The 1,038-nt window shown below is 59.8% G+C and carries 1 protein-coding gene and 1 pseudogene; both read right to left on the bottom strand.

Annotated features, from left to right (window positions below):
- Nucleotides 1-181: 181 nt before the first annotated feature.
- Nucleotides 182-484 (bottom strand): hypothetical protein, encoded by a 303-nt coding sequence (locus C463_RS10610; RefSeq protein WP_004592272.1) that lies wholly within the window; start codon nt 482-484, stop codon nt 182-184.
- Between the two features lie 89 nt (nt 485-573).
- Nucleotides 574-1,038 (bottom strand): annotated as a pseudogene (locus C463_RS10605) (hypothetical protein); the annotation flags it as partial.

Raw genomic sequence — 1,038 nt, 5'->3', positions numbered from 1 at the left:
ATCACGAACCACCCCGATCGAGAACAACGCGCATCTATATATCTACCTCCTCTCTGACACACCATGGGCAAATGGGCTGTGGGCCAATTTCATTCACTGTAGACCGAAGGTCTACAGTTAATGAATACTGTAGGGGAGGGTATCACTGAATACGCATACTACCAGAAGTATGATAAACCGACTACGAGTCCTTGTACCTCACACGGTGCTCCTCCGGCACACGGTGGACCAGTTCACTGTAGATCGCCCGGAACGCATTCCCGATCTCAGCGAGCCGCGCCACATCGTCGTCCGTCAGTGGCTTATCATCGTTCAGTAACGCCCGCGTCAACGTGTCTGCGGCCGTTATAGCCTCCTGCTTCTGACCCTCCAGCACCAACGCCACGAACTCGTCTGACTCACCTTCGAGCGGCGTTCCGTGGACCAAGTCTTCGGTATCGATACTCTCATGCCCCTTTGCCGGGGAATCTGATTTTGCTGTCATGGTTTCCGTGACGGCACGGGGTCGGTGGTGTGACACCGGCCCTTTCGGGCACACCCGCGCCAGTGGGTGCCTCGCCCGTTCTCGCGGGGTCATCGGCAATCCTCTGGTGGTCGAGCCACCGGCTCGTCGAGGACCGGCGGCAACTCACGACGATCGCGTGGCCCGTCCTCACTCCATGGCCACTCGAACGACATGAGCACCTCCGCGTACCACGGTTCTCGAACGTTGCAGTTCTCGACCAAGTACCGCGCCATCGTCTCCGCCGAGAACGTAGCGAAGCCGGTCTTCTCGCACCGGATTTTCGCACCCCCCGACACGTGCGCCAACCGCGTCTCACGTAACAGCCGATCCTCTGGTAGCACCAACTCGGCCATCGACGCACCCCCCCCACCACCACCCGTTGCCTCTATCGATCCGTCCGGGTTGACGATCTCGACCAGCTCGTACTCAGCTGGAATCTCCGGCGGCTCGCCATAGACCGGCTCGACTTCCTCAGCTGTGTTTACTCCAGCCACGGCCTCCTCGACCACCTGCTTGTGTTGCGGTGCGATCCC

This window comes from Halorubrum californiense DSM 19288, assembly GCF_000336875.1.
GTDB lineage: Archaea > Halobacteriota > Halobacteria > Halobacteriales > Haloferacaceae > Halorubrum > Halorubrum californiense.
Note: the sequence above shows the minus strand (reverse complement) of the source record. Positions and strands in the feature narration are given on the sequence as shown.

What these genes read in the sequence shown, in the direction of transcription:
- C463_RS10610 (WP_004592272.1), bottom strand. Translation starts at nt 484, where the DNA reads ATGACAGCAAAATCAGATTCCCCGGCAAAGGGGCATGAGAGTATCGAT.